This is a genomic window from Desulfobacterales bacterium (assembly GCA_028704555.1).
GTDB lineage: Bacteria > Desulfobacterota > Desulfobacteria > Desulfobacterales > JAQWFD01 > JAQWFD01.
This window is the reverse complement of sequence record JAQWFD010000011.1, coordinates 14595-38017: the sequence shown is the minus strand read 5'-3', so window position 1 is coordinate 38017 and position 23423 is coordinate 14595. Positions and strand designations below refer to the sequence as shown.

The following is a 23423-nucleotide window of genomic DNA, read 5'->3' as shown; positions in this document are numbered from 1 at the left end:
TGGAGGGCACATGATGCAAGCGCAATTTATCCAACAGAGGCGGGGGCCGACGGGTGCGATGACCGAAGACGGCCAGCCGAAATGGTTTAATTCGTCGGTGAGTTTTCATAAGGGCAACTTGCAGCAGATCCGTTCCTTTGTGCCGGAATTTGAACGGCGGGCCTTTGCCCTTACCCAGCCGGGCAATGAACGTTCCCGGATAAATGAGCGGCTCGATACGATTGTCCGCAGACCGTTCGGGGATGACCACAGCTTCATCCCTGTCGGCGTGGTCTCCAAGGGATACGCCCTGGTGCCGCATCTGGCCGTGCTTGACGTGGCGGAAAAGGCTCTTGATGAAGCGAAGATTGCTCCCGAGGAAGTAAAGGCAGAACTGAACATCACCGAATACGGTGAGCGGATGGCCCTGAGTCTTTATTTGCCGGAGAAGTTTTCTTTCGATCCAGGTGACAACCATCCGCTTTCGATGCGCCTGGAGTGTTTTAATTCTGTGGACGGCAGCACCCGGTTCCGGGCATTGATGGGCTGGTTCCGCTTTGTTTGCAGCAATGGCATGGTTATCGGCGTCACCCGTTCCGATGTGCGGCGGCGGCATGTAGGGGATTTGGGCCTTGATGACGTGCAGGCGGTGTTGACTTCGGGTATTCAGGAATCGGAAAAAGAGCAGCAAAATTTTGAGCAATGGCGCAAGAAACCAATCACCCCGAATGGCCTTGTCCCCTGGGTCAACAAAGAGCTGAAAAAGGGCTGGGGTTTCAAGGCGGCGGCTCGGGTGTATCATATTTCCCGTACCGGGCATGATGCGGAAATTGTCGGACCTTACAAGGATAATACCCCGGCCACTATCCCAGTTTGTATGGCGAAAAGAGTGCCTGGAGCGCCGTCGGAATGCCGTAATCTTTATGATGTGAGCCAGTCGCTGGCCTGGCTGGCCAAGGAAAGAAGGGATGTGCAGGAACAGCTTGCCTGGCGGGAAGGCATTCATGATTTGCTCACGCCGCTGGTGCAGTGAATAAATACTTGAGACAGGAAAGACTATAATCATAATCAACCTTTCTGGAACGAAGTTGACAAGGTGACGCCGGATTTTTTTAGCAGGCGGACTGGCTCAAACGGTATGGTGCAGTGCAGGGTTAATGGATTATGCCAAAGTGGGCTTTGCCTGAACGGCTGGAACCAAAAGGATCGATCCTGATGGTTTGATTTTGTTGCATAAGGAGGGAAAACATGGCGCGGCACTATTTTTCCAAAGACTTTTTCCGTCAGATACCGAATGCCCTGCTTGCCCGCTACTTCCAGGGGCGGGGATTGTTTGTGGATATGGACTTTTCCACCATGAAGGAAACCAAGCCGGATGAGCTGTTTGCCGCCTGGCTGATTCTGCCTGATGACCTGCGCAATGGGATGGATGCGGAGTTTCGGGACATTTTCGACATGAGCTGCGAAAAGGGATTTCGGGCCATTATTGACGAGGCGAGCTGGCAGTTGCGGGAAACCCCGGACGCACTTACCTCTTTTGTTGAAATGCTGTCGGCTTTGCCCAATCATTATGAACGGGCGATGAACACCTTCCTGGATTACAATACTTTCTGGAGAGGGGCGACCCGTTTCTACCATGCGGATACGCTGCCATACTGGCGTAAGCGTAAAAATTTGTCGCATCAGACAGCAGCGGTGGACGAGGCCAGCATTCATCAGCTTGCAGAACTAGTCCGCAACTACTTTCATCACACCGAGGGCCGGGGCAAAAACTGCGTGGTGGAGCCTTTTTGCAGGGGCGATCTGGATTATTTTTTTGCTTATCCTGAAGACTATTCACAGCAAAGCATCGAATGGGTGAATGGCGAGTTTGACCGGCGGCCGCATAATCCCGCCTTTGAGGTTATTTATGTTTACTCGAAAACGGAGGGCTCGCTCGATCTGAACTTTCGCGGTTCCCATAAGGCCATTGAGCCCCTGCAGGGGATGTTCACAACGGCGATTCTCAAACTCGAAGAACTGCCGCCTGATCCAAAGGATGCGCGCATCTACGATCTGGCTCCGCTGCTTCAGAAGAGTTTTAATTTCCTCCCTGCGGTTGGCAGCGGTATCGAAAACGTGACCGTGAAGAAACTTCGGCTTTCTTCGCGGATGAAAAAAGGCGACCGCATTACGCTGGAAGCCGATGCGTCCGAAAATCCTGATGCCGTCTATGATTTGCTCGACCAGGTCCGAAAATCCATGCCGCTGAATATGTACAACGTCACCCAGGTGGAGCTTGCGGCTTCGATTGTGGTGGACGCGGACAAGCCGGCAAAGCGGGTGACGATCCGCATTACCCATCCCAACTCCTGCTCGCTCAAGTACGACGAGATAGGTCTGAAACTGCGCGACATGCTGGAAGCATCCGGAATCGAACCCAAGGAACTGGAAGAAAGTGCCGAGGCACTTGTGCCGGTTGAAGCGTGATGCCTCAAGCCGCACTGATCGAGCTATTGGGGCGCGTGGGTGCCAGCCAGGGCGGTGCGGTTCTGGTCAATGGCGAAGAGTTGAGCCAATGGCCGAGCGAAGCTGTTAAGGCCATGAAATCACAGCGGCTGATTGCGAAGGCGCGCCCGGCCGCCAGCGTTATATGCCCAGGGTGCGAGCGCGATTGTGTGATGCCGGTGCACACCCTGCCCGCAACGGCAGGTGCCCCGGCATCGTTCATCGTCTGTGACAAGCGGTGTGATATCAACCGGGTTCAGGTTCCCATCGAACGGTTGAACCAGTGGCAGTGTAGCCCAGATTCCGTGTGCGGGTTTGTGTCGGCCAGCCTTGGGTTACGCCGCAGCGACAAGCAAGGGGATAGCGCTGGTTTGTGGGAGATTGGAATTGCCTTCGGAAACAAGCGAAGCCAGATGCTCTGTCTGCAAGGCAACGGCGTGTTGGTCTTGGTCGCTGGAAGCAATATGGTGCCCTTGGCTGAGTTGATTAAATATCACGACGGCGCATATTCTCTTGATGGCGCCATGATCCGCCGGCTGGTAGATGCCGCGACCACGGCAGATAACCGCTATACGCCAAGCAACGCCAAGCGCGAAGTGCGCAAACTGGATACACAAGCTATGTACGAAAGTTGGAAAAAAGCCTACCGCAACCTGAGGAAAAAACGCCGGGACATGTCCGATGTCTGGTACTCGCAACAGATTGCCAGGACGGACGTTGCCCATGGCCGTGATGCTGAAACCATCCGTAAACATATGAAGAAATAAAAAAGTTGGGCGGAATTTTTTCGCCCAAATCCACCACCTGACAACCGTTCGATTTTTAGCGATCCTCCGCGCTCTAACCTGCGTTTCACCAACCCCGGCGTAGCCGTCCCCAAAAAACTCAACAATCTGAATTATATGGAAATATCTCAGTAAACCTGAGCCTTGTCCGGGTATTGTACCGCCCAAATCGCCCAATTATGCTTCGTCTTAACAATCCACTACCATTTAAGGAGATTTTAAGATGACGCATACCATGCTGAGGATTCCTACCGTTAAAATTCAATCCGGGCTTTCCCGTTCCACGATCTATCTGCGCATTGCTCAAGGGCTATGGACAAAGCCGGTGAGCCTCGGGGCGCGGGCGGTGGGGTGGCCCTCCGACGAAGTAGCGGCGATCAACGCGGCACGCATTGCCGGGAAAACCGACGAAGAAGTTCGAGCCCTGGTTGCGAAGCTGGAAGCGGCTCGCAAAGCAGCGAAATAAGGGGGTGGCAATGAACGTGTCTGAGACAGTTTTTCCGCACGGTGCGGTGAAAACCGACATAACCGATGAAACCTACCTTGTCGGCAATGGTGAATTTCTGCTGGCAGTTTTTGGTGAAGATCTTGAAGCGGCGAGGCCGTTGGTGGTCAGCTTCACGGGCAACCCCGCAAGCGTACCCGGAAAGAAATGGTCCGGCAGACCGTGGCAGGGCAGTGCCGACATGACAGCCGCCCTGCGGGCGGACGCCAATAATTATTTCAGCCTGGCGGTATTCAAGTCTGACGAGTCTGGGCAATATCGACGGCTGAAGACTCGCTTTCATGCCCTCCATGCGGTGATGCTTGATGATGTGGGCAGTAAGGTTTCCATGGAGCGACTGACTTTGCGGCCGTCATGGTTGTTGGAAACATCTTCGGGGAACTGTCAGGCTGGGTATCTGCTTCGTGAACCCCTCACCGACGGACTTATTGCGGACCGCCTGATGAATGCCATTATCGCTGCCGGCTTGTGCGATCCTGGTGCCAATGGGCCAAGGGCACGGCTGGCAAGGCTGCCGGTGGCGGCTAACGGCAAACATACACCGCCGTTTGCATGCCGAATGCTGGCGTGGTCTCCCGAGTTACGTTATTCGGTTGAGGATCTGGTGGATGGCCTTCAACTCGAAATGGCGCGGGCGGAGCGATCCAGGCGGCAGGGAATGTGTCCGGCGCAGGAGCGCCCGGCCGATGGCGATCCTGTGTGGATTCCGCGCCCGGACGAAAATGCGGTCCTGGTCGCACTGCGCAACCGTGGCCTTTATAAGGTGCCTTTGGGTGAGGGTAAACACGACATCACCTGTCCCTGGGTAAAAGAGCACACGGGGCAAACGGACGGTGGCACGGCCTACTTCGAGCCAGACGACCGCTGGCCTGTCGGTGGCTTCAAGTGTCAACACGGCCACTGTGTCGACCGGCATATCCGCGATTTATTGAGGGTGCTCGACATCGAGGCCAGTGCGGCGCGTATGAAGCCGACTATTCGCGTCATGGCGGGGGAAATGAATCGTGTGGTGGATGCGGCCGAGCGAGAACTGGCACACTCGGGCAGACACTACCAGCGCGGCGGGCTGATTGTGATCGTGGTGACAGACCCCGGCACCCGCGAAACCCGTGTGGATAACATCAGCCAACCGGCCTTGGTGCGGGCGTTGTCGGGTGCTGTGACCTGGGAACGCTTTGATGGCCGTAGCAAGGATTGGGTGCGTAGCGACCCTCCAGCCCGTCATACCTCCGTGCTGTTCGATTCGGCCAGCTATCCGCATTTGCCGGTATTAAACGGCCTGGCGCGTCAGCCGTATTTGCGACCCGATGGCAGCTTGATGACAGCGGCGGGTTATGATCCGGCTACCGGCATGTTCGGTGTTTTCGATGCGCGGGCGTTCTGTGTCCCTGAGACCCCGACTCGTTCACAGGCCAAAGCGGCACTGACGCTATTGAAAGATTTGCTCGTGGAGTTCAGTTTCGCCAGTGAATCTGATCTGGCGGCCTCCCTGGTGGCGATGCTTTCCGCCACCATCCGGCCCAGCCTCGCCCATGCGCCGATGTTCCATGTCCGGGCGCACATGGTCGGCTCCGGCAAGTCCTACTTATGTGAATTGATTGCGGCCTTTGCAACCCCACAGCGCAGTACTCCATCCACCTTTCCGGCTGACGACGAGGAGTGCAGAAAGATGCTGCTCGCCGGGCTGATGCTGTCGCCGGCCGTGGTCGAGTTCGACAATCTTACCGGCGATCTGCTGGCACACAAGAGCCTGTGTACGGTGCTGACTTCGGAGTTCATGAGCGGCCGCATTCTGGGTGTTTCCAAGACCGCCACCGTCAGTACGCGCACTTTGTTTCTTTCCAGCGGCAATAACGTCGGACCGGTTCAGGATATGACACGGCGCTGTATATCAATCCTCCTTAATCCTGGCTGCGAGACACCGGCGGCCCGAAGTTTCACGCGACCTGATCTGGTGCGCGAAGTATTGCGGGAACGAGGGCGCTATGTTTCGGCAGCCTTGACCATTGTGCGCGCATGGATCGTCGCTGGCAGGCCGAAGACCATCTGCAAGTCGCTTGCGGGGTATGGCGACTGGTCGGACCTTTGCCGGCAGCCGCTTTTGTGGCTTAACTGCGCCGACCCGACCGTATCTGTGTTTGAGGCAATGTCAGATGACCCGGATCGGGAGACGTTAGGACGCCTGCTGACGGCCTGGCAATCGGTATTCGGTAAGACACCGGCCATGGTGCGAGACGCCGTGAAGCAGGCGTTGGAATCCTATGATGAGCATGTTGATTTGCGTGAGGTTCTTCGCGACATTGCCGACGAGCGGGGTGAAATGAACCGCCGGAAGTTGGGGTGGTGGATCAGGCGACACTCTGGCCGCATTGTCGAAGGCCGGCGTTTTGTCCGCGCCAGCGGTAACCGTTCGGCGGAGGCATGGCAGGTGGAGGTTGTGGAATCGGTTTTGCCGGTTTCATCGGTTTCCATTCTGTCGAACGGGAAAAGTGTCAACGGAGTTCGGGGAGGTAAACGATGAGAAAACGCCATCCCAACCACCGCCTTGTTAAAATTCACCGCAGCTACACGGTAGAAGAAATCGCTAATTTATTCGGTATTCATAAAAATACCGTCCGCCGATGGGTCAAGACCGGACTTGCAACCAGCGATGACAAACGCCCCATGCTGATTCTCGGTCATGAGCTGGCGGCATTTCTTCAGGCTCGCCGGGTAAAAAATAAGCAACCCTGCAGGCCGGGGGAAATCTATTGCGTTCGATGTCGCGCTCCGAAATTTCCTGCGGGCGACATGGCAGAATATTCACCCATTACCGAGAAGTTTGGCAATCTGATAGCGATTTGTCCGGACTGCAATTCCATCATGAACCGGCGTGTCAGTCTGGCCAAAATCTGGCAAGTCCGGGGAAAAATGGACATCACGTTTCCGCAAGCAATACAACACATAGTCAGTAGCCCGAGGCAGGACGTTCAGGACCTTCAGTCCACCATCGGGCAAGTCGGGGCGCAGGCAAAAGAGAACCGTGGTATTCAGGAGAAAAAACAACTCTCAGAGGCAGCTTATAAATTGTATCAGAGCAATAATTTTACCCCTGAAGGTTTACAGCAGTTCGCGCAGGCCAACGGATACGATAACAATGTGATGATGAAGCTGGTCCCCCTGATCCGTGAGTTTAAAACTTGGAAGGATAAAGGGGCGCTGGATAAACTTGACGCTACCCAAAAGGCACGGACGTTTGAATCTGATCAAGCTTTGAATGCCTTACGGATGGAAAATGCAAAGCTTCAGCAGGAGACAGTGAAGCTCAACCAGATTGCGGCAGAGCGCGAGGCAAAAGGTATTTTGACCAAGGCTGAACAGGCAAAAATCGACCGGGACATTGCCGAACATAAAAAGAAAATTGCCTATTATGATTCATTGATTGCCAAGTCTCAGAATGGCGGTACAGCCAATACCCCTACCGCAGCAGAAAAAAAGCTCACAGAGACCAACGCCAGAAAAGACCTCGAGGCAAAGCTCACAGCAGCAGGCTTTCCGCTGGATGAATTTGGAACAACCATAATCCCGTCGGATAAAGACGGGGTTATTGATCCGAAGTTTAAAGCTATTTTAAACAGCAGCGGGTTTAATATTTATCCAAGTGATGCACAAAAAACCGAATCAAATTTGTTCTTCAAGGATAAGTGGGGCCGGGGGTATACCATCGGTAGCTATAAGGGGCAGGACGCGCAACCGGCCGATAGTGCAGCCGCAAACGAGGCAGCCACAAAAACCGACCCGGCCCTTATATTGGATAAAAACCAACTCGACAGCCTGACAGTCACGCCAGAGCAGACGCAAACCCCGGCTAAAACCGGCGCACTGTCAAACTTGAAGACTGAACCTACTGTCGAAACTCAGCAGCAGGACGCGGCGGTAAAAGCTAAAGACATGACCGGAAAGCGAATAAACCCGGAAACTCGAAAGCCTTATTCTTATGAGGAAAATCTGGAGTATGTCATGCAGGAGATGGGGATTTGGGACAAGGTGGCAGCGGCCAGAGAGCGGCTCAAGGCAAGGCAGAAATCCGGCATGGACAGGGTTAAGGCGCGGGCGATGACAGAAAAAGAGTTCGGGGTTAAACTTTAAAGAGGAGTAATTAATGGCGTTTTCATTCGCTCAGTTCAGGGCCGCAAATCCGCAGTTTGCCGATATGGATACTAACACTCTGGCGCAGGAGATCTACCGGAATAATCCAAGTATCGGGCAGCGGGGAATCAGTTTTGAGGGGTTTCTTGCTCAGACCGATTATCAGGAAGACGCAAAGGCAACAGCACCCCCGAGAGAGTCCCCGGGTTTTGGTGGTTCCGCTGTGCGCGGATTAGATGAGTTGCAGGGAACCGGGTACGGCATGTTAGGGCTCTTAGGTTCAGCAGCAGAGAAGACTATAGGAGTTGGCGCGGGCCTTCGTGATTGGGGGATGAAGGGCTATCAAAGGAACATGGCCGAGGCGCAGGAAAACGCGGCTACTGTTTCCTTTAAGGATCTGGCTGATGATTTTACTCTCGGCAAGTTTGGCACATGGTTAACTGAAACCGGCGGCTCTCTGGTTCCCTCAATGGTGGAGGCGGCAGTTGGCGTAGCAACCGGAACGGGCCTTGCAGGGATAGCCTTAAAAAAAGGTATTGCCAAAGGCAGCCAGAAATATTTGACCGAATCCGTTTTAAAAAAGAGCATCGAGAAAACCCTTGAAAAAGGAATTGCTACCGAAGCCGGTAAAAAGCTGGTCAGTGAAGTTGGCAAAGCTGAAGCCAAGAAACAGCTCAGAGACGAAGTAACCAAGGGTGTTATCAAGCGTTTCGGCGGGCAGGTCGGCATGGGTGCGGCAGTTCTCCCGATGGAGGCAGGCGGGAATTATGGTCAGCTCATGGATGAACATGGCGTAGATGCCCCATTCTCCTCTCTGGCTACAGGAACAGTTTCAACCGCCCTTGAATATCTTGGCGGTAATATCGGCTGGCTGGATAAGGTGATCCCCGGTGCAGGCGGCAAGATCATGCGGGCTATCAGCTCCAAAAACGGGAATCTGCTCAAACGTACCGCAAAAGAGATCGCTACAAGCATGCCTGCTGAAATGGGCCAGGAAGCTGGCCAGGGCCTTATGTCCATCCTGAATACCGTTGCCAATACCGACGAGAAGCTTTTCACAGAAAAGAATATGTGGGAGGTTCTTGAGAATGCGGCAGCCGGTGGCGTGGGCGGCGGCTTTGGTGGTGTGGCACAAGGGCTTACTTCTTCCCGGCAAACGGCAGAACCTAAAATAGATCCAGTGCAACCCGCAACCGAACCCGTTCCGCTACGTCCGTCTGGTTCAACGGCCTCCAGCCCAACAGGTAAACTATTTTCTTTAAATGCCATTGCCCGGAAAATAGCCAACGAGGACGCCGGTATCCGTCCAAGAAGCGAGATAGCCGAATATGGTCAAGCCAGCGGTGAACTCGGCCTTGAGCCAAATATGCCAAACGCACCGGGGCAATTTGGCTATCCCGAGATTGAAGGCCAGCAAAACAAAGCTATGCCCCAACGTCCCACAGCATTCAAAGCTATGCCCCAACGTCCCACAGCATTTCATGGCGAAGTTGATCGTCTGGCGCAGATGCCAACTCCCGCCTTTATTCAGGACGCCAGGGCTAAGATAGATCTCGAAGAGGAACAAGCCGGATACAGAGACCGACGCTCAGAAGACCGGATGACCGTTGAAAAACTTCGAGATATTAAGCTTACGGCCATTGATGCGGCAAGACGGTTGAATATTGCCAAGATTCCGTATCGTAACACGCAACTGACCGAACAGGAAACCGCAGAGCTTGAACAGATTATCAAAGCGGCGGAACAAGCAGAGGCGGATTTTCTCCGGGCTCCGGGCAGTCAGACGCCGCACGAAGAACAAAACCGTGGATTTGCTCAAGATATCCTAAACCCGCTTAAAAGGGCCGGCTCTTGGGAGATGCCCACTGTAGAGATGTCAACGATAGGCCAAGCTCAACCCGGCCTATTAAACACCCTGCAAACCGCACCAAACCAAGGGGCCACTATCCCGATGTCCCCTTCAGCACCCCAAGCCCCATATGATCCATTGATTGACGAGGCCCGGCCTTCAGTGGTTGAAATGCCACTGGAAGAACCGGCACAAACCCAACAACCAGTAAAAGCAGAACCCACTCAAACCAAAAAACAAAAAGCCGAGGCAGACTACAACACATTCGTAGGCACCCTTTCAGATGAACAAATCCAGTCCGTAAAAGGCCTGATCGTTGAAAATCCATCGTCACCCGGTAGCCAAAAGCTCAAAATCCAAAAGGCACTGGCGAAGGTCAAAACCAAACCCTCAGTAGAGGAAAGATTCACCAAGGCCATTTCCGCCCTTCAGACCAAAGAGGGCAAAGTCGATCTAAAAAAACTTCATGCAAAGGCGTTTATTCCGAAAGAGGATTTTACCAGACTTGTTTCAACCCTCACCGCAGAGGGCAAAATCGTTTCGGTAGACAAAAACACTGTCACCTACCAACCTGAAGGCTCTAAACCCGCTGATACCAAGGCTTTACAGGCCGACTCTCTGAGAGGCTCTACATTGGACGATCAGGGGGCGGGTAAGGTGGTAGGTCGGGTGGAAAATGCTGTAGAGGCTGAAATTACTCCGAAAACCGAACCAGCCACAAAAGCACCGGAGAAAAGTTCCGACCCTTGGGAGATGACGCGAGAGGAGATCCTTCAAGAGGCCATGGCCCATAATGAGGCATTTCTTGGCGGCGGTTTATCGAGCGAGGAGTTTAGCAGCAGAGGCGAAAGAAAATCTTTGCTTAGGAAGGAATGGGCCAAACGGTTTGAAGACGAAAGTCTTGATGAGGCAGCAAAAAAATATGCCCCTGTTCGGCGCGTAAAAGAAATACAAAAAGATATAGCTGCACTGCAAAAACGAATTGATAAGATAAACGAAAATAGAAAAGCCCCTCTCAGCGGCGGGACAAGAGCCAAAACGACAACCGCGAATGCAAATGCAGGCAAGCTGATAGATAATTTGAAGGTGTTGAAACAAGAGCTTCTGGAAGCTGAGAATCAGCTCAAATCCGATCAGCCAAGCGACGATAGACAGGCCAAGAAAATTGACCAACAACCAATGCTCAACTCCCTAAATCCCACTGGAGGTATTTTTGAGGGGTATACTCCACAGGTAAGAATGACCGCTAAGCTTGGAGATAATATTACGACGCTTGATAAAACGTCGGGAAAATCTCCAGATGAAATGATAACGATTTATAGGGGCGCTCCAAAAACACAAAAGAGTATAAATGCTGGTGATTATGTTACTACAAATTTGCAGCTTGCCAAAGATTATGGTGGCGGAAAAGTAATATCCCTAAAAGTAAAAATGTCTGATGTTCTTGACGATAGAACAGAACCATTGGGAGAAGAATATATTTACAGACCTGTTTCAGCCAAAACGGAGACGGCTGAGACGCCTTCAGCTAAACCTGGCAAGATAACAACTCTCCCGACCGAATCATTAAGCGTCGATCCGGAACGGTTCCAATATAAACGGTATATGGGTCAGGGTGGGGCCGGGTCTAAATTGCGGGAAGTGAAAAAATATAATCCTGAGTTGGGCGGGATTATATCGGTGTGGAAAGATCCTGCTGACGGTAAAACCTATGTTGTAAACGGGCATCATCGGTATGAATTGGCCTCAAGAGCTGGATACCCGGAGCTTGTTGTCAGATATTTGGATGCGAAAACGGCAGAACAGGCAAAGCTCAAGGGCGCACTGATTAACATCGCTGAAGGGCAGGGAAGTCCAGAGGATGCGGCGGTTGTATTCCGTAAATCCGATATGACTCCGGAAAAACTTCAACAAAAATATGGCGTATCAGTTAAGGGTGAGATTGCAAAGCAGGGAATGGGCCTGTCTCAGCTGGACGAGTCTATCTTTAAAAAGGTTGAAGTTGGAGATTTGCCCCGCGCCTGGGGAGTTATTATCGGGGAGAAGTTGCCGGATCACGAGGCACAAAAGGCATTGGTTCAACTACTTGAAAAGGAATCCAAGCGTCGAAAGAATATCAGCACAAGTCTTATTGAGCAGTTGATTAACGATGTGGCGGGAGTTGAAACAAAGGCAGAGGTGCAGGCTTCATTGTTTGGCGATGTGATAAAAACAAGGCCACTGCTTATGGAACGTGCCGAACTCAGGGACTATGCAATTAAAACCCTGTCAGCAGATAAGCGATTGTTTGGCGTGGCTGGCGATTCCTCAAAAGGAAAGCGTTTACAACAGGCGGGAAATAGGCTAAACTTAAAAAAAAATAAACAAATATCAGAAAACGCCGGGAAAACTGCCGACATTATAAACCGACTGTCCGGGCACAAAGGGCCGGTAAGCGATGCGCTGAACCAGCACGCAAAGGAGTTGTCAGATGCAAAATCAATCTCAGAAAAAAACGCCGTCAAATCCAGATTCCTCGAAGCGGTCAGAGGCGCCGCCGAGATGGAAATCGGAGGAAGAACAGGACGAGTTTCTGAAGGAAATAACCGATATGATAGAGGACGGGAGTTTGATTCCGGAACCCCCGAAGGACTTGCCGAACCAATAGACCTGTTCGGGAATACTGCCCCGGGCCAGCAGAATTTATTCGGAGATGAGAGTGGAAAACAGCAAAAACCAAAACAAGCCAGTGCCAGGCGGGGAGGGAAACAGCCTCTCCGCCAAAAGCAACGTAGTTTATTTGTCGAACCGGCAGAAGCGATCCAACCGGAATTGTTCCCGGCCTTCTTTGAAAAACGGAAGCCAGTGTTCAAGCCTGCTCCGGTTCCCCGTAATTTACAGGCTCCCGGCAGAACCCGAATGGCTACTACCGGATACATCGGACATAACAGCCTTGTGGCAAAAAACGCCGCCGAAGTCGCCTCTCTCTTAGCTCACATCCGTAAATCCGCACAAGAACACGTTTTTACCGTCACCACAGATAAAAACGGAACCATCCTTGAAATCCATAGATATTCAAAGGGGCTGAGAAATAGTTCACAGATCAGTCCGATTGAACTTGCTGGACATGTTTTGAATGTGCCAGGGGCAAGCAAGACTTATTTTGTCCATAACCATCCGTCAGAAAATCCGAAGCCGAGTAACGAAGATGTGTCTATGGTGGATAAAATCGGGCATATCTTAAAGACGCGGGATATCGAGCTTGAGGCACTTGTTATTGCTGGGCAAAAATACAGAGACATCACGTCATGGATGAACAACTCAGATGAGGCCATCCCTCCAAACGCTCGTACCGTAAAGCTCCCGGTTAAAGAACGGTTTTTGGTCAGCAAGAAAAACAATATATCTATAAACAACCCCGATAAAGCCACCGCCGCATTTCAGAAGCATGAGGCTAAAGACGGGATTTTGTTTTTAGACTCACAGCTTCACGAGGTGGGTTTTATGCCGTGGCCTGCCGGGGAATCCAAAAAAACTGCAACCGGGGATATCATCGCAGCGTTAGAAAAAGCCAACGCCCATACATATATTTTAAAATCCGACAAGCCGTTAACCTCAACCGATAGAGGCGCGTATGTTGAAAATCTTATTGCAGATTTAAGGGTAATGGGGATCAACCCTCTTGATATTGTTGAGCAAGGGATCTCATTTCAGGACAGCGGCAGGATAGACTTTATCGGCAGAGAGCGTAACGCGAATTTTGACGGATTGCTGTCTGAGGATATTCTTTATTCCTATGTAGGCCAAAAATCCAAAACCGCTGATAAATCCGCCCTTGCCCAGGCTGTTGAGATGGAACAGGCCGGGGAGGATATGGAGGCTATCCGGCAGGAGACCGGATGGTTTTTGGGTATGGATGATTTTTGGCGGTACGAAATAGATGATTCTAAAATGAAGATAGATTTTGGAATTAAACCGCATGGTGGGTATGCTATTGGCGTAGGGCTTGAGGCTAAACGTCAGAAGCTTGACCGCCCCTTGAAGCTGCCGGATATTTTAGAGCATAAGGAGCTTTTTAAGGCATATCCGTTCTTATCTGATGTCGGTGTTTCGGATCGGCAGATGACGGACAGGTCTGGCGAATGGAATGAAAAGGGCAACGGAATAATATGGTTAAATACAGATCTACATTATTACGAAAATGCAGAAGCGGTACTGCTCCATGAAATCCAGCACGCCATTCAGGGTTATGAAGGGTTTGCTTCTGGGGGGAGCCCAGAGGAAGCGTATCAAGGCACGGAGCGGGCAGATTATATCCAAGAGACTTTTAAAAGGCTAAGAAAAAATCCAGGCAATAAAGAATATTCAGACAGCGAAGTAAGAAAGCATGCTGAAAAAATAGTTGATTCAGAGCATGGTAGAATGAAGCATTACAAGCATCTTGCCGGAGAAATAGAATCAAGAGACACATCTGCAAGGATGGGTTTAACCGCAGAGCAACGAAAGCAAACCGCCCCGTATTCGTCTCAAGGTATCTCAAAACAAGACGCCATCATCAAATTTAAATCTGACGGCACCTCAATGTCAACTCAACTGACCGCCGCAATAACCAAAGCAGCCATAAAATCCATGCCAATAGCCAAAACATGGAAGATCACCGAGAAAGACGGCAAGCTCTACATCCAAACCCGAAAAGGCTACGGTTTCACCATCGAGGCCGTGGATTCAGTAACAGAAAACAAAATCGCCTTTCGTGCCGGTTACGGACGCGCCAAACGAGCCGATGAGGTCATAGAAGGCGCTTATCAACACGACAATAGAAGCATAAGCATTGTAAAGGGAGTAGGCGACAAATGGACAGTGGGCCATGAATTTACCCATTTTCTTGAGAAGTCCGGTATTTTATCCCCGTTCGACGTAAAAGCGTTGGAACAGCGCATTAAAGCCCTGACCAAGCAAGGCAAATTCAAACCCGAATCAGAAACGAATATCGGCGGTGAAGAAGACCGGGCGCGGTTTGTTGCATCGGCATTGTATGACCGTGGGCAGCCGGGTGTAATCCGAAACATCATGCGGCGGATCGCTGATATTATTGACGGGTTTGTTAATCTGTTCAAGAGGACTTCGCGCGGGGTGATTCGAGATATTGAATCTGGACGGATCATGGATTCCAAGGGCGGTGTAGCTGTGGGCGGTACTGCTGTGGCATATCAAGTCTCCGGCTGGCATGGAAGCCCAAACGATATAACCAAATCCAAAGAGGGCAAGTTCTCTACCAATCATATTGGAGAAGGTGAGGGCAATCAGGCTTTCGGATGGGGATTATATTATACGGAGTCCGAAGCTGTTGCTCGTGGGTATGCGGATACGCTTGGTGGGAACAAATATTATTTTGATAATAAGGAGCTTAAAGCTATTGTCCGAAAATATATACCGGGTGCAACAACAAGCGATGTGGCTCAAATAGCCAGTGTTTTTAAAGACGGCATACCCCGAAAGCATATAGCCTATAGGAGCACAGCTGCAAGGCAGGCGTTAAGTAATGCCGAGATAAATAAAATGGCAGATGAAATAGAGGCGCTTCCTGGCGCCCGTAACCTCTACAAAGTCACCATCAACAAAGGCAAGCAGGAGAGTGAATATACTTTTTTGGATTGGGATAAGCCGTTTCCTGCTGATAAAATAGACGCCGTAAAAAGCGAGTTGCAGAAAGCCGATCTACCGCCTGAAATGCACGGGGTATGGACGTCTAAAAGTTTTAACACCGGGAGGGCGATTTATCATAAAATTACGGGGCTTTTTATGGACGGGGAAACGTCTGAAACTGAGGCCGAGAAGCAAGCGTCATTGCTCCTGCTAAGAGCAGGCATAGACGGAATCCGCTACCCAGTAGGCTCCCTTTCCGGCATGAAATCAGACAAGCACAATTATGTGGTGTTTGACGAAAATGCGGTTACTGTTGAGGAGCATATCCAATACTCAACAAGAAACATAACCCCAGCCCTAAGCCTGCTATCCGACCTGAAAGCCAAACACCCATCAAGCCGGGTAATCCAGATCGTACAAGGTCATATCGACAACGGCGGGATGCGATACCTCAAGCGTGACGTTCAAGAGGGTGCCTTTGACGGCCTGCTTCGACCTGAAGAAATCAAGATTCTAACCTCCGTGGCCGATTCAGACAAAGACCTTGCCAAGTATCGGGCGATGGACCCGGTTCAGTATTCAGTCCGGGCGCTGGAAAAAGAGCGGATGGGGGAGGATAAAATTGGATGGTGGGATATGGTAAAAGGCATATTCACCGATACCGCAGACCGATACCAAGAGGGCAAAACAGACTTTTCAGCAGCTTCAAAGATTTTCTCTCCCCCGCTTCATCACTTTGACAAGATTGAGGCGGGCGGCCGGATGTATAAGCACACTGTCGGCTCCAAGGATGATTTTTACCTTAAAACTGATGAGATGTTTGCTGACGGGCAGGGCGGTTCATACTATGGAGATATGGAAGCCCTTGCCAAGGCCAATCCTAAAGAGTTTAAAAAGCTCAATCAGCGTTGGGTGGACGATGATATGAACGGTAACGGGTACGGAATGCGGTACTCTGACGGCAAATGGCGCGTGTTTGGCAAGAATAAAAAACAGGTAGCCGAGTTTGACTCTGAAGAAGAAGCCCACTCCTTCCGCCGCGGCAAAGAGCTTGAAGACCTTCGAGAGGAAGGCTATTCAGAGGATGCTATTAAAGTCCATGCCGGGAAGAACACTATTCTTGACCGCGGCTTTGAAACCCTGATGAAACCCATGCGGGATCTGATCGCCAGAGCCAAAGAGGAACTTGCAGAAAAACACCTGGGCGTTAAAAAAGGCGTCAATGGTAAATGGGTGGTTTACAACACGATGAACGGACAGCTCCAGGGCGGCAGTTTCGATTCTGAAGCCGAGGCGTGGGATTCGGTTCTGGATATGCCGGCAGTCATTGAGGAGGATAAAACCACCGGCCAGAAACGAGTCGGCTTTTCCGTGGCACTGGCTCAGATGGGCGATTTAAGGGGGCATTACTTCCCCAGGGTCAGAAAATCAGGGGCCTACGTTTTGACGGCTACCAAGAAAGGGGCAAACACTGAACGACATCATTTTGACATACCGGCAGGCGTGAAAATCGGCAACAGAATGATAAATCTTCCCGCACCGATGCAGATTAAAACCCGTCAGCTTGAAGCTAAAGGGTACAAGGTTACATGGAAGAAATCCGAGTCCATGCCTGAATCCATTTTTGATTTGATCGGACAGCGGTTGGGATTCTTTGAAATGATTAGCAAGGGTCTTGAGGGTGTGGGCGTGGATGCCATATCAACATTGCGGGATATGGGCCTTCAAGGGAAGTGGGTGGATAAGGAAGATTCGAGAGATTATATTTTAACCGGCGAATCTGCTTACCGGGAGCGGTATCTTGATATTTTTCAGGAGTTCGGGGGCAAGTTCCGCTATGTCGAGAGGCATATCCGAAACGGTAAAATCGGATACGGTGAATGGACCTTTGAGGATGCCAAAGGCGATATTGAGCAGAAAATCGCACAACGGATCTTCGAAGTTGAGGCAATCAACCCGGACTTTGTAGCGAAGTTTCAGACCGAAATAGCTACTCAAATCGGAAACATCTTCAAGGCCCGAGGCGCACGAAGTCACATGATACAGCGTTCTGAAGCTACCGGGAAAGATGTCGTTATCGGTTATGAGACTGATGCCATTCAATCTATCGGGCAATATATCCGGGGCATTGCGGCAGGTGAGGCAAAGCGGGATCTGGCTATTAACCTAATTAAGGATTTTACCGGCACTTGGGAAAGCTGGACTGAATACAAGGAACGAGCCGGAGAGGGCGCAGATTGGAACGATTACAAAGAGCTTTGCAATGAACGAAGGATTGACCCAACCCGGCAGAAAAACGCTCATAATGAGTTGTTGACGTTCATGAAAGACGTGTTAAGGAATCAGGAGCAGGTTGACCGGATCGTTGGAACTATGACCGGCGCGGCTGTACTGAAATACTTGGCCGGCAGAGTGGCGGCTCCCTTGGTGAACTTAACGGCGCTGCCAACGGCTCTGGTTGGAACCATGCACGGAATCGCTAATGTGCCCTTTGCTAAATCATTTGCAAACATCACACGGGCTATCAAGTTTTATCGCACCTATCGGTGGGGTGATAAAGAAACGCTCCCCGCAGATATTAAGCGGCTGTTTGAAGACATCGACAAAAAAGGCTGGTTGGTTGCGCAGTATGACCGGGAAGCCTTGACCGTACTCCACAGCAAAGTCGGCAGGGGATATAATAAACTCATTGATTTGGGCATGTCCATGTTCGCCGTCACTGAGCAAATCAACCGGGCGGCTTCCATTGCAGGAACCTATCTTTCTGTAAAAGATCAGATGGGCCATGACGAAGCGCTTGAACTTTCAAAGGAAGTTTCTGACAAGGCCAATGGTGAGTACTCCAAAGGTAATAGAATGCACTGGACCCGAGGCGGAGGGCTTGCGGCAAATAGTTGAGAGCACCAAACCCACCGTAAACAGTGTCTTGAGATAGGGGCTATAAAACCATGAAAAAGCACAGTGCAGATAATGAACGTATCAAGCGTAAATATTTTGCCTATTTAAAGGAAGCCAAGCGGCATAGTGAGCCAACCGTTGATGCGGCAGTCATATTTTGTAAATCCGGCATGACTCAGGAAAGGCTTCAGCAGAAATATGGCATATCGGTGAAAGGAGATATTGCAAAACAGGGCCTCGGGCTGTCCCGATTGGATGAGTTTATCTCAGCAAAAGGAAAGCGTTTACAGCAAGAAGGAAATGTATTAGCCTTAGAAAGAAATAAAAAGATATCAGAAAATGCTGGAAAAATTGCTGATATTATCAACCGCCTGGCCGGCCATATGGGGCCGATCAGCGATGCACTGAACCAGTACGCAAAGGAGTTGTCGGATGCAAAGTCAACAGCCGAAAAAAACGACATCACGACCCGTTTCCTACAGGCAGCAAGAAAAGCCGCTGAAATGGAAATCCAGGGAACATCAGCGCAGGTTTCTGAAAGAGATAACCGATATGATCGAGGACGGGAGTCTGATCCCGGAACCGCCGAAGGACTCGCAGAGCCGGTAGACCTGTTTGGTTCAGAGACTGGTTCAGCAAAAGCGCCCAAGACCGGAACGAAGAAAGAAAAGGCGTATTTTGAGGCTGGAGTTGGTGGAGATATAAAATTTTCCGTCAAATTCGTAAAGCCGTGGTCTGAAAATTTTCCCAATATCGCCGTCCACACAACTGCCGGCAGGGTTTCACAGCACGAAGATTACGCGGCGGCCAAGGCGGACGACTCAACCTTGCTTGCGATTACCCTTCAAACCCTTACCCATTTAAGGAAAAAATTCAATGTCAACCAGCTTGAAAAAATCCTCAGAAAATTTAACATCGTCGGAAATATCGAAGCCCTCACCAACTCAGAGGGAAGATATATTCTCAAATTCAAGAATGTTAACGCCTTCAGAAATAGAATCCTTGCGGAAGCTGAGAAAAGAGTGGAGCAAAATCTCTTCAGCATATTTCAGGGAGAAGTTCGGGAAAACGAACTAACCCCTCCAGAGCATACCCCCCGCACCGCAATAACCAAAGCCGCCATAAAATCCATGCCAATCGCCAAAGCATGGAAAATCATCGAGCAAAACGGCAAACTCTTTATCCGCACCCGTGGAAATTACGGATTCACCATCGAAGCCGTGGATTCGATCACGGAAGACGAGATTGCCTTCCGTGCTGGATATAATCGCGCCAAACGAGCTGACGAGGCCGTGTGGCGGGATCGTATGAGCACAGCGCAAGGAAGGCATCGTCAAAGGCGTAGGCGATTAGTTGAGAGCACCAAACCCACCGTGAACAGTGACCTGAGATAGGGGCTATAAAACCATGAAAAAACACAGTGCAGATAATGAACGTATCAAACGCAAGTATTTCGCCTATTTGAAGGAAGCCAAGCGGCACAGTGAGCCAACCGTTGATGCGGCTGCGAAGGCTTTAAGTCGATTTGAGGGTTATACCAGATATCGAGATTTCAAGGCATTTCACTTTGAACAGGCAATTGGGTTCAAGAAGCACCTTGCCGAACAGAAAGGTCAGCAATCCGGAGAGAAGCTGAGTAAGGCGACCTTGCATGCGACACTTACGCAACTCAAACGATTTTTCCAGTGGCTTGTGTGGCAACCTGGCTACAAGTCGCGTTTGCAGTATTCCGATGCCGAGTATTTCAATCTGTCTGACAAGGACGTGCGGGTAGCTACGGCGCAACGGGAACAAAAAGTCCCGACATTGGAACAAATCAAACATGTCATTAATATAATGCCGGCCGATACCGATATAGAACGCCGTAACCGCGCCCTTGTGGCATTTACGCTGCTGACTGGTGCGAGGGACAGCGCCATTGCCTCGATGAAGCTAAAACATGTCGATCTGATTTCGAACAGCGTCAACCAGGATGCACGGGAAGTTAAGACGAAATTCAGCAACACCTTCAACACCTTCGTTTGCCCGGTGGGCGAGGAAGTGCGCGGGATTGTGTCATCGTGGGTGTCATATCTACGGGATGAGAAGCTTTGGGGCAATGATGATCCACTATTTCCGGCAACATGCATTGCGCTGGGGGCTGCTCATCAATTTGAAGCGGCAGGACTGGCGCGGGATCATTGGAGCACTGCCTCGCCTATTCGTACAATATTTCGTGAAGCATTTGTCCGAGCTGGCCTGCCGTATTTCAACCCGCATAGCTTCAGAAATACCCTTGTCCGACTCGGCCAGGATGTCTGTACGACACCCGAACAGTTCAAAGCGTGGAGTCAGAATCTCGGGCATGAAAAAGTTTTGACGACTTTTCTGAGCTATGGCGAGGTTGCGTGCCAGCGCCAGGGGGAAATCATACGCGGTTTGGCGACACCACAACAGGCCATTCAACCGGATGCCAACGAAATAGCCGATGCAGTGTTTAAAAGATTGCGTGCCTCTGGTGTTGACATGCAGGGCAAGTGACGTGTCTTGCTAAAGGTCTGGTGTAATAACCTTCCGATCACCGAATTTGCAGAAAAGCATCTTCTGACTTGGTCCGTTCGAAGACAAACGGACGACCATTTTTTTCTGACGCGGACAGGGGGCACTTTAAATTTTGGGGGTGTTTTTGGGGGTATATTAATTTTTTAATTCGTAAATATTTATTAAAATCAGTTGTTTGAAGTATGTGTTTAATGGACTGCATCGCCACCAGTCGCATATAAAGCCCCTCAGACAATCTGTATGAGGGGCTTTTTTTATTCTCAAAAACACGGCCGCTCCTGATTCCCCTGTCCCGGTTGTTGAACCACGTTACATCGGTCTGTTTTCTGTAAAAAGGAATAAATTGGTCTGATATTGTATATTTGCTTGAATCTATAATGGATATTGTATAATAAAATAAAAACACTGAAACAGATGGCCGCCTGTAAATATTCAAATGCATTTTCGGTAAGGGTATGCGTCTGATCGAACTGTTTTTTAAAACGCTGGAGGGGATAACCATTTTCCAGAGATCGTTTCATGATGCAGGGTTTCGAAAAAATAATTGAGCAGAGAATACAAAAGGCGCAACGGGATGGAAAGTTCGATAACCTTCATGGGGCGGGAAAGCCGCTTGTAATTGAAGATGATCGTCATATTCCCGAAGAGCTCCGGCTGGCCTATAAAATCCTGAAAAATGAGGACTTTATACCGCCGGAAATCGAGTTGAAGAAAGAAATTAAAAAAACCGAGGATTTGCTGGTCGGAATGCCGGATACCGCTGCGAAGTATAAGATGCTAAAGAAACTTAACTTTCTTATTATGAAGTTGAATTCGTTTCGCAAAGGAACGGTGGCCTTTGATATGCCACAGCATTATCTGCACAAACTGGTTGATCGGGTTGAGGCATCTGCCGGAAACAGCGGGAAATAAGTCGTAAAAGAATTAAACATATGGATTGTGTATATCATGGTAAAATCGAAGAAACAAAAAGAAGGCAACGGAGTTGTTAAAAGTGTATTGACGGCCTATTTCATTATTCTGTTGCATCTGGTTCTCATCATGATCGTAGGATTGCTCGTTCTTTTCTTCCGTGGGATTGTCAATTACATGATCTGGGTTCTTCTGGGGGGGATTGCCATCGTTCTGGGTGTTATCTATTATTTTTTCAGACGGTTAAAATCCGAGGGGAAAGCAATTCGTGAAACACTGAATTCACCTGTATTCAGTAACCGAAATGTTGAAGTCAGTTTTCTGGGTGGTCTGGCATCCTGCAGAATCGGTCAGCCGCGTGATGATATGCCGACGCTGGATAGAGGACAGGCGAGATCTGTTATGCAATTGGAAGATCCTGAAACAATGCGCATCCGCCAACTCACGGAGCTCGGGCGAATGCTTGAGAAAAATTTCATCACGATCGAGGAGTTTAATAAGGCGAAAAATAAAATTTTACATTCCGATGAAACGATTGCATAAACATCTTCGTTCCGATATGAGCTGCTGACGGCCAATACCTGTAAGGGTATTGCCATTCTTGTCATTATCTGATTGAATCATCCACACCGTTTTTATATGGAGCAAGTCCTGACATCCGGGCGAATGCAGCGGGTGGGTAATTCGTATATCGGCATTGGGCCCATACCACAATATGGATTAAGATTATTTTAACGGACACCGAGAAGGTTATTATGAGAAAACGAACGGTTGCGCTTCTTTCCGGGGGGATATCTTCTGAACGGGAAGTATCATTAAAAAGCGGGGATCAGGTCTGCGAGGCGTTGGATAAAGAAAAATATGATGTGCGGCGGTATGATCCCGAATGCGACCTCAAGCGACTGGTTGATGAAGCGGCGCGTATCGATGTCGCGCTGATCATATTGCACGGTGAATTTGGCGAGGACGGGAGAATCCAGGGCCTGCTTGATCTTCTGAACATTCCGTATCAGGGCAGCGGTGTTCTGGGAAGTGCGACGGCAATGAATAAGCTTGTCTCAAAGCAGCTGTATGAGAAGGCAGGACTGCCGGTTCCCTCTTTTATCGCCTTTAATCGCGGTGACAGGGTTGAGCCTGAAGCCGTCATAAAGCAACTGGGGCTTCCCGTGGTCGTAAAGCCGGCCAGCAACGGGTCCAGTATCGGTATGTCAATTGCCAGAGCCGTCGATGATATTGTTCAGGCAGTGGAAAAGGCCTTTGAATATGATGAACTGATACTGCTTGAATCTTTTATCGAGGGCATTGAACTGACATGCGGGGTTATCGGTAATGACGCTGTAGAAGCGCTTCCGGTTATTGAAATTGTTCCGAAGCAGGGGCATGATTTTTTTGATTACCATGCCAAATATACCGCGGGAGAAACCAGCGAAATCTGTCCGGCCCGGATTGATGATGCGGTGGCTGAAAAGACAAAACAATATGCCGTAGCCGCTCATCAGGCGCTTTTTTGTTCCGGATACAGCCGAACAGATATGATCCTCAAGGGAGAGGATGTCTATGTGCTGGAAACAAATACCATTCCCGGCATGACAAAGACGAGCCTGTTTCCGTTAGCTGCGCAGGCCGGCGGGATATCGTTCGCTGATCTTCTTGACAAATTGATAGAACTTGGTATTCAAAGGCACGAAAGCATCCGGCAATTGAAACGATAACA

12 protein-coding genes are annotated in these 23423 nt (G+C 50.2%); all 12 read left to right on the top strand.

Features of this window, described 5'->3' with window-relative positions:
• The first annotated feature begins 10 nt into the window (after positions 1 to 10).
• The 12 genes from PHQ97_05915 to PHQ97_05860 all read left to right on the top strand — a co-directional run bounded on the left by PHQ97_05915 (position 11) and on the right by PHQ97_05860 (position 23421).
• Complete coding sequence (locus PHQ97_05915; GenBank protein MDD4392269.1) at positions 11 to 1012, top strand: DUF932 domain-containing protein; 1002 nt, start codon at positions 11 to 13, stop codon at positions 1010 to 1012.
• Between the two features lie 215 nt (positions 1013 to 1227).
• Entirely contained in the window at positions 1228 to 2448 is a 1221-nt protein-coding gene (locus tag PHQ97_05910; protein ID MDD4392268.1) for a hypothetical protein, read from the top strand.
• On the top strand, positions 2448 to 3233 hold the full coding sequence (locus PHQ97_05905; GenBank protein MDD4392267.1) for a hypothetical protein: 786 nt from the start codon (positions 2448 to 2450) through the stop codon (positions 3231 to 3233). The genes PHQ97_05910 and PHQ97_05905 overlap by 1 nt, the downstream gene beginning before the upstream one ends.
• Before the next feature lie 241 nt (positions 3234 to 3474).
• Complete coding sequence (locus PHQ97_05900; protein MDD4392266.1) at positions 3475 to 3717, top strand: AlpA family phage regulatory protein; 243 nt, start codon at positions 3475 to 3477, stop codon at positions 3715 to 3717.
• Positions 3718 to 3727: 10 nt separating this feature from the next.
• Entirely contained in the window at positions 3728 to 6277 is a 2550-nt protein-coding gene (locus PHQ97_05895; GenBank protein MDD4392265.1) for a hypothetical protein, read from the top strand.
• Complete coding sequence (locus tag PHQ97_05890; protein MDD4392264.1) at positions 6274 to 7884, top strand: helix-turn-helix domain-containing protein; 1611 nt, start codon at positions 6274 to 6276, stop codon at positions 7882 to 7884. The genes PHQ97_05895 and PHQ97_05890 overlap by 4 nt, the downstream gene beginning before the upstream one ends.
• Positions 7885 to 8146: 262 nt before the next feature.
• On the top strand, positions 8147 to 18256 hold the full coding sequence (locus PHQ97_05885) for a JAB domain-containing protein (GenBank protein ID MDD4392263.1): 10110 nt from the start codon (positions 8147 to 8149) through the stop codon (positions 18254 to 18256).
• Positions 18257 to 18507: 251 nt separating this feature from the next.
• Positions 18508 to 19650 carry a hypothetical protein gene (locus PHQ97_05880; GenBank protein MDD4392262.1) on the top strand — a complete coding sequence of 381 codons (1143 nt, stop codon included), beginning with the start codon at positions 18508 to 18510 and terminating at the stop codon, positions 19648 to 19650.
• A 13-nt stretch (positions 19651 to 19663) separates the two neighbouring features.
• Positions 19664 to 20776: a tyrosine-type recombinase/integrase gene (locus PHQ97_05875; GenBank protein ID MDD4392261.1), complete on the top strand. Its 1113-nt coding sequence runs from the start codon at positions 19664 to 19666 to the stop codon at positions 20774 to 20776.
• A gap of 540 nt (positions 20777 to 21316) precedes the next feature.
• Positions 21317 to 21709: a DUF1992 domain-containing protein gene (locus tag PHQ97_05870; GenBank protein ID MDD4392260.1), complete on the top strand. Its 393-nt coding sequence runs from the start codon at positions 21317 to 21319 to the stop codon at positions 21707 to 21709.
• 36 nt (positions 21710 to 21745) lie between these two features.
• Positions 21746 to 22252, top strand: a complete 507-nt coding sequence (locus PHQ97_05865; GenBank protein ID MDD4392259.1) for a hypothetical protein — start codon at positions 21746 to 21748, stop codon at positions 22250 to 22252.
• 212 nt (positions 22253 to 22464) lie between these two features.
• Positions 22465 to 23421: a D-alanine--D-alanine ligase gene (locus PHQ97_05860; protein MDD4392258.1), complete on the top strand. Its 957-nt coding sequence runs from the start codon at positions 22465 to 22467 to the stop codon at positions 23419 to 23421.
• The last annotated feature ends 2 nt before the right edge of the window (positions 23422 to 23423 follow it).

What these genes read in the sequence shown, in the direction of transcription:
- PHQ97_05910 (MDD4392268.1), top strand. Translation starts at nt 1,228, where the DNA reads ATGGCGCGGCACTATTTTTCCAAAGACTTTTTCCGTCAGATACCGAAT.
- PHQ97_05895 (MDD4392265.1), top strand. Translation starts at nt 3,728, where the DNA reads ATGAACGTGTCTGAGACAGTTTTTCCGCACGGTGCGGTGAAAACCGAC.
- PHQ97_05865 (MDD4392259.1), top strand. Translation starts at nt 21,746, where the DNA reads ATGGTAAAATCGAAGAAACAAAAAGAAGGCAACGGAGTTGTTAAAAGT.
- PHQ97_05885 (MDD4392263.1), top strand. Translation starts at nt 8,147, where the DNA reads ATGTTAGGGCTCTTAGGTTCAGCAGCAGAGAAGACTATAGGAGTTGGC.
- PHQ97_05900 (MDD4392266.1), top strand. Translation starts at nt 3,475, where the DNA reads ATGACGCATACCATGCTGAGGATTCCTACCGTTAAAATTCAATCCGGG.
- PHQ97_05905 (MDD4392267.1), top strand. Translation starts at nt 2,448, where the DNA reads ATGCCTCAAGCCGCACTGATCGAGCTATTGGGGCGCGTGGGTGCCAGC.
- PHQ97_05875 (MDD4392261.1), top strand. Translation starts at nt 19,664, where the DNA reads ATGAAAAAACACAGTGCAGATAATGAACGTATCAAACGCAAGTATTTC.
- PHQ97_05870 (MDD4392260.1), top strand. Translation starts at nt 21,317, where the DNA reads ATGATGCAGGGTTTCGAAAAAATAATTGAGCAGAGAATACAAAAGGCG.
- PHQ97_05890 (MDD4392264.1), top strand. Translation starts at nt 6,274, where the DNA reads ATGAGAAAACGCCATCCCAACCACCGCCTTGTTAAAATTCACCGCAGC.
- PHQ97_05915 (MDD4392269.1), top strand. Translation starts at nt 11, where the DNA reads ATGATGCAAGCGCAATTTATCCAACAGAGGCGGGGGCCGACGGGTGCG.
- PHQ97_05860 (MDD4392258.1), top strand. Translation starts at nt 22,465, where the DNA reads ATGAGAAAACGAACGGTTGCGCTTCTTTCCGGGGGGATATCTTCTGAA.